This window comes from Aeromicrobium sp. CnD17-E (assembly GCF_024124745.1).
Taxonomy (GTDB): domain Bacteria; phylum Actinomycetota; class Actinomycetes; order Propionibacteriales; family Nocardioidaceae; genus Aeromicrobium.
This window is the reverse complement of record NZ_JAMXRU010000145.1, coordinates 1-6,126: the sequence shown is the minus strand read 5'-3', so window position 1 is coordinate 6,126 and position 6,126 is coordinate 1. Positions and strand designations below refer to the sequence as shown.

The following is a 6,126-nucleotide window of genomic DNA, read 5'->3' as shown; positions in this document are numbered from 1 at the left end:
GGGGGGGGGCGAGCCGGGCGATGGCGTGGGAGGCCCCCTTGCCCTCCGCGTCGCCCTCCGCCCCGCCCGCGCGCGCCGCGTTGACGACGCGGTGGGCGGGGTGCTCGTCGCCGCGGCCGTGGTCGACCTCGACGTCGTGTGGCTCGCCGCCACCCTCCTGCTCCCGGCTGCGGCGGCCGTCCTGGTCTCGCTGCTGGTCGCCGACCGCGCCGTCCTGCGGGCGGTCGGCGGTGTGCTCGCGGCAGCCGCCGTCGTCGTGTGCATCGGCGACTGGGGCACGGCCGTGGTCGCCTGGCCCCTGGCCGCCGTCCTGCTCGGCGTCTGCGCGCTGCCGGACGACGGGCAGCCCTGGCGCGACGTCGCCACGTCGGCGGCGGCAGGGACCACGATCGTCTCGACGGTCCCGGTCCTGGCGCTGGTCGACGCGCCCGCGACCGTCGCCTCGCTCGTCGTCCTGCTGACGGCCCTCGTGGTCGGGGCGGGCGCGTCGGCACTCCTCGACGACCGTCGAGGACGTCGTGGGGTCGAGCTGGCCGCCGCGACCGTGCTCATCGTCACCGTGCTCTGGGCGGCCGGGACGACGTCTCTGGGCTGGCTCGCGCTCCTGCTCACGCTGCTCGGCGCGACGCTCGTGCTCGTCTCGCTCCTCGTCCCCGACCGGGCCGCCTTGCGATGGGTGGCGCCCGTGCCGCTCGGCATCGCCTACGTGCTGCGGCTGGTGGCCAGCGACGTCGGGGTGGTCGAGGCCTACACCGTCCCGTTCGCGCTCGTGCTGCTCGCTGCCGGGGCGTGGGTGCTGCTGCGGACCGAGCCGCCGCGCAGCACGGTGGTCGCGCTCGGGCCGGGGCTCGTGCTCGGGCTCCTGCCGAGCCTGCCGCAGGCGCTCCTGGCCCCGACGAGTCCGCGCGGGCTCGCGCTGGGGCTCGTGTCGCTCGCCGTGCTGGCGCTCGGCGTCCGGCTGCGCTGGCTCGCGCCCTTCGCGGCAGGGGCCGTCCTGGTGGGGCTGCTGCTCCTCGTCCAGCTCGGTCCCGTCGCCGTCGCGCTCCCGCGCTGGATCCTCATCGCCGTCGCCGGTGTGTCGATGCTCGCGGTGGGCATGACGTGGGAGAGTCGGGTGCGCGACGGCCGCGCGGCCGCCCGCTGGATCGGAGCGATGCGATGAACGACGCCCAGGACCTCACGCCCGCGTCCGACGTCGGCGGGGAGGAACGCACCCTCGGGGAGGAGGAGCGCACCGTCGGCGACCTGCGACGCTCGGCCCTCGCCCAGGACGTGCTGCTGTTCTGCGTCGCCTTCACCGCAGGCGCCCTGGTCGTGCTCGTCGCGCGGATCCTGGGCAGCGCGACGACCGGCGACGTCTGGACCCTGGGTCGCTCCGACGGCCTGCTGCTGGGCGGCCTCGTCGCCGGTGAGCTCTTCGTCCTGTGGAACAACGGCCTGCGCCAAGGCGTGCGCGGGCACAGCATCGGCAAGCACCGCGAGAGCCTGCGTGTCGTCCGCGCCGGCGACGGGGGCCCGACCGGGGCCGCGCGTGGGCTGCTGCGCGGGCTCGCCGCCGCGGTGCTCATCGACCTTGCGGTGGCGGCCGTGCCCATCGGCCTGCCCACGGTCCTGCGCTCGGCCACGCCGGACGCGTGGCACCTGGGGTTCGCGGCCTACCTGGGCCTCCTGGCGCTGCTCGTGCCGCTGCTCCTCGGCATGCACCGCGGCGTGCTCGACCGCGTCGCCGGCACCGAGGTCGTCCGGGCGCACGGCGACGACGCGGCCACCTCGGTGCCGCGGCGTCGCGCGCTCGTCGTCCTCGACGCCGTCGGGGTGGTGGGCGTCCTGGCGGTGTGCGCGGCGCAGCTGGCGTTCATGTGGCCGCTCCTCTGGCGCTGGCCCGGGCTCTTCTGACGCGTCGGCTCCCGCTGCGTCGGACATTCCTCTTGACATCGTGTATCTTGACATCAAGAGACTTTCTCGGCCGGACGCCCCCACGGTGCTCGTGCCGCGGCAGCCAGGAGGGCGTCAGGTAAGGCGCACCTGACCTGGCAGCCCGGCGGTCCGGTCGGCAGGATGGAACCCGACGCGAAGGAGACAGCCCATGGTCGACAGCTTCAACGCCGAGCAGACGCTCGAGGTGGACGGCACCAGCTACACGTACTTCAAGCTCGACGCGGTGCAGGGTGACGGCCTCGACGTCGCCACGCTCCCGTTCAGCCTGAAGGTCCTGCTCGAGGCGCTGCTGCGCACCGAGGACGGGGCCGACATCACGGCCGACGACATCAAGGCGATCGCCGCCTGGGACCCGTCGAGCGAGCCCGACCAGGAGATCCAGTTCACGCCCGCACGCGTGATCATGCAGGACTTCACCGGCGTCCCGTGCGTCGTCGACCTCGCCACCATGCGCGAGGCCATGGTCGACCTCGGCGGCGACCCGTCGAAGATCAACCCGCTCGCGCCCGCCGAGATGGTCATCGACCACTCCGTGATCGCCGACGTCTTCGGCACGCCCGAGGCGTTCGAGCGCAACGTCGAGATCGAGTACGAGCGCAACGGCGAGCGCTACAAGTTCCTGCGCTGGGGCCAGGGCGCCTTCGACAACTTCAAGGTCGTCCCGCCCGGAACCGGAATCGTGCACCAGGTCAACATCGAGCACCTCGCGCGCGTCGTGTTCGACAAGGACGGCACGGTCTACCCCGACTCCTGCGTCGGCACCGACTCCCACACCACCATGGTCAACGGCCTCGGCGTCGTCGGCTGGGGCGTGGGCGGCATCGAGGCCGAGGCCGCGATGCTCGGCCAGCCGATCAGCATGCTCATCCCGCGCGTCGTCGGCTTCAAGCTCCACGGCGAGCTGCCCGAGGGCGCCACGGCGACCGACCTCGTGCTCACGATCACCGAGATGCTGCGCGACCACGGCGTCGTCGGCAAGTTCGTCGAGTTCTACGGCTCCGGCGTCGGCGCCGTCCCGCTGGCCAACCGCGCCACGATCGGCAACATGAGCCCCGAGTACGGCTCCACCATCGCGGTCTTCCCGATCGACGAGGAGACCACGAAGTACCTCGAGCTGACCGGCCGCAGCGCCGAGCAGGTCGCGCTCGTCGAGGCCTACGCCAAGGCCCAGGGCCTGTGGCACGACCCCGACCACGAGCCGCGCTACTCCGAGTACCTCGAGCTCGACCTGTCGACGGTCGTGCCGTCGATCGCCGGCCCGAAGCGTCCGCAGGACCGCGTCGAGCTGACGTCGGCCAAGCAGGGCTTCCGTGGCGCGCTCGCCGCCTACGTGGAGGAGGAGGCCGACACGACGACCGGCAAGTACGACGAGGCGCTCGAGGAGTCGTTCCCGGCGTCCGACCCGCCGGCGTCGGACTCCGAGGGCACCACGCCCTCGCGCGACTACCTGTCGTGCGTCCCCGCCGACGGCGGTCGCCCGAGCAACCCGATCGAGGTCACGCTCGACGGCCAGACGTTCACGCTCGACCACGGCGCCGTCACCATCGCCGCGATCACGTCGTGCACCAACACGTCGAACCCGTCGGTCATGATCGGCGCGGCGCTCCTGGCGAAGAAGGCCGTCGAGAAGGGCCTGTCGCGCAAGCCGTGGGTCAAGACGACGCTGGCCCCCGGGTCGAAGGTCGTCTCGGACTACTACGACCGCTCCGGCCTGACGCCCTACCTCGACAAGCTGGGCTTCAACCTCGTCGGCTACGGCTGCACGACCTGCATCGGCAACTCCGGTCCGCTCATCCCCGAGGTGAGCGCCGCCGTCAACGAGAACGACCTCGCCGTCGTCTCGGTGCTGTCGGGCAACCGCAACTTCGAGGGCCGCATCAACCCGGACATCAAGATGAACTACCTGGCGTCCCCGCCGCTGGTGGTCGCCTACGCCATCGCCGGCTCGATGGACGTCGACATCACGACCGAGCCGCTCGGCGAGGACACCGACGGCAACCCGGTGTACCTCAAGGACATCTGGCCGTCCCCGGCCGAGGTCGAGGACGTCATCGCCTCCTCGATCACGAGCGACACGTTCGGCAAGGAGTACGCCGACGTCTTCGCGGGCGACGAGCGCTGGCAGAACCTGCCGACGCCCGAGGGCGACACGTTCGCCTGGGACGAGGACTCCACGTACGCCCGCAAGGCGCCGTACTTCGACGGCATGGGCCTGGAGCCGGAGCCGGTCACCGACATCGAGGGCGCCCGCGTGCTCCTCAAGCTCGGCGACTCGGTGACGACCGACCACATCAGCCCGGCCGGTGCCATCAAGAAGGACAGCCCCGCGGGCAAGTACCTGATGGAGAAGGGCGTCGAGCCGCGTGACTTCAACTCCCTCGGCTCGCGCCGCGGCAACCACGAGGTCATGATCCGCGGCACGTTCGCGAACATCCGCCTGCGCAACCAGATCGCCCCGGGCACCGAGGGCGGCTTCACGCGCGACTTCACGGCCGGGGGAGAGGTCACGACCGTCTTCGACGCGTCGCAGAACTACCAGGCCGCCGGCGTGCCGCTGGTCGTCCTGTCGGGCAAGGAGTACGGCTCGGGCTCGTCGCGCGACTGGGCGGCCAAGGGCACGGCCCTGCTGGGCGTGAAGGTCGTCATCGCGGAGTCCTACGAGCGCATCCACCGCTCGAACCTCATCGGCATGGGCGTCCTCCCGCTGCAGTTCCCGCAGGGCGAGAACGCCGAGTCGCTGGGCCTCACGGGCGAGGAGACCTTCTCGGTCACCGGCGTCACGGAGCTCAACGAGGGCCGCACGCCGAAGACGGTCAAGGTCGTCGCCACGAAGGACGGCGGTGACACCGTCGAGTTCGACGCGGTCGTGCGCATCGACACCCCCGGCGAGGCGAACTACTACCGCAACGGCGGCATCATGCCGTACGTCCTGCGCAGCCTGCTGGACTGAGCGCCCGGCCTCCGGGCCGCCGCACCGCACGAGACGCCGTCCCCGGCCCGGGGGCGGCGTCTCGTCCGTCGTGGGTGGGACCGTGACGGGCCCGTGGGTGGGGCCATGGTGGGGCGGTCGCGCCGTCGGAGCCGACTGGTAGACAGTCCGCGTGACCACCAGCGACCAGCTCGAGCTCCTCGCGCTGCCGCCCTCGCCCCCACCGACGACCCAGCCCCCACCGACGACCCAGGCGGCAGCGGGCCCGGAGGCGGCCGACCAGCCTGGTCCTGACCCCGAGCCCGTGCTGGTCGCGCGGGTGGCGGTCGACACGCCGCTGCCGCACCTCGACCGGCTCTTCGACTACGCGGTGCCCCCCGAGCTCGATCCGCAGCCCGTGCCCGGATGCCGGGTCAAGGTGCGCTTCGCCGGGCGACTCACCGACGGGTTCGTGGTCGGTGTCGGCGGCGGGTCGTCGCACCAGGGCCGGCTCGCGCCACTGGCCAAGGTCGTGTCGGCCGAACCGGTGCTGAGCCCGGAGGTGCTCGGACTGGCTCGCGAGGTCGCCGACCGCTGGGCGGGCACGCTGTCCGACGTGCTGCGCCTGGCCGTCCCGCCCCGTCAGGCACGGGTCGAGGCACGTCCGTCGACCCCCGCGCCCGAGGGTCCCCTGCCCGACGTCGACGACGAGGCCTGGCACCTGTGGCCGGACGGCCCCACCCTCCTCACCGCGCTGGAGTCCGGCGGAGCGCCGCGCGTCGTGTGGGAGGCTCTCCCGCTGCGCGACCCCGCGGTCGCCGTCGCGGAGGCGGTGCTGGCCACGCTGCGCTCCGGTCGCGGCAGCGTGGTCTGCGTCCCCGACGCCCGCGACCTCGACCACTGGGACACCGTGCTCGGCTCCGTCCTCGGCGACGGACGTCACGTGGTCCTGTCGTCCGCGCAGAAGCCCGCCGAGCGCTACCGGGCGTTCCTGGCCGTCGCGAGGGGCGAGGTGTCGGTGGTGCTGGGCACCCGCGCCGCCGCCTTCGCGCCCGTCCGGCAGCTGGGCCTCGTGGCGCTCTGGGACGACGGCGACGACCTGTACGTCGAGCCCCGCGCCCCGTACCTGCACACCCGCGAGGTGCTGCTCACCCGCGCCGTCCGGGAGGACACGGCGCTGCTCCTGGCGGGCTACGCGCGCACGGCGGAGGGCCAGTCGTTGGTCGCGTCGGGCTGGGCACGGTCGGTCCGGGCCGAGGCGGTCACCCGGCGTCGCGCCT

Annotated in this window: 3 protein-coding genes and 1 pseudogene; all 4 read left to right on the top strand. The window is 73.0% G+C overall.

Annotated features, from left to right (window positions below; all coding sequences use genetic code 11):
- A partial coding sequence (locus NH339_RS16965) for an SCO7613 C-terminal domain-containing membrane protein (RefSeq protein ID WP_253027186.1) occupies positions 1–1,162 on the top strand: 1,162 nt, incomplete at its 5' end.
- Entirely contained in the window at positions 1,159–1,896 is a 738-nt protein-coding gene (locus tag NH339_RS16960; RefSeq protein ID WP_253027185.1) for a hypothetical protein, read from the top strand. The genes NH339_RS16965 and NH339_RS16960, both read left to right, overlap by 4 nt.
- A gap of 190 nt (positions 1,897–2,086) precedes the next feature.
- Positions 2,087–4,888 carry an aconitate hydratase gene (locus NH339_RS16955; RefSeq protein WP_253027184.1) on the top strand — a complete coding sequence of 934 codons (2,802 nt, stop codon included), beginning with the start codon at positions 2,087–2,089 and terminating at the stop codon, positions 4,886–4,888.
- A 151-nt stretch (positions 4,889–5,039) separates the two neighbouring features.
- A pseudogene (locus NH339_RS16950) lies at positions 5,040–6,126 on the top strand (primosome assembly protein PriA); the annotation flags it as partial.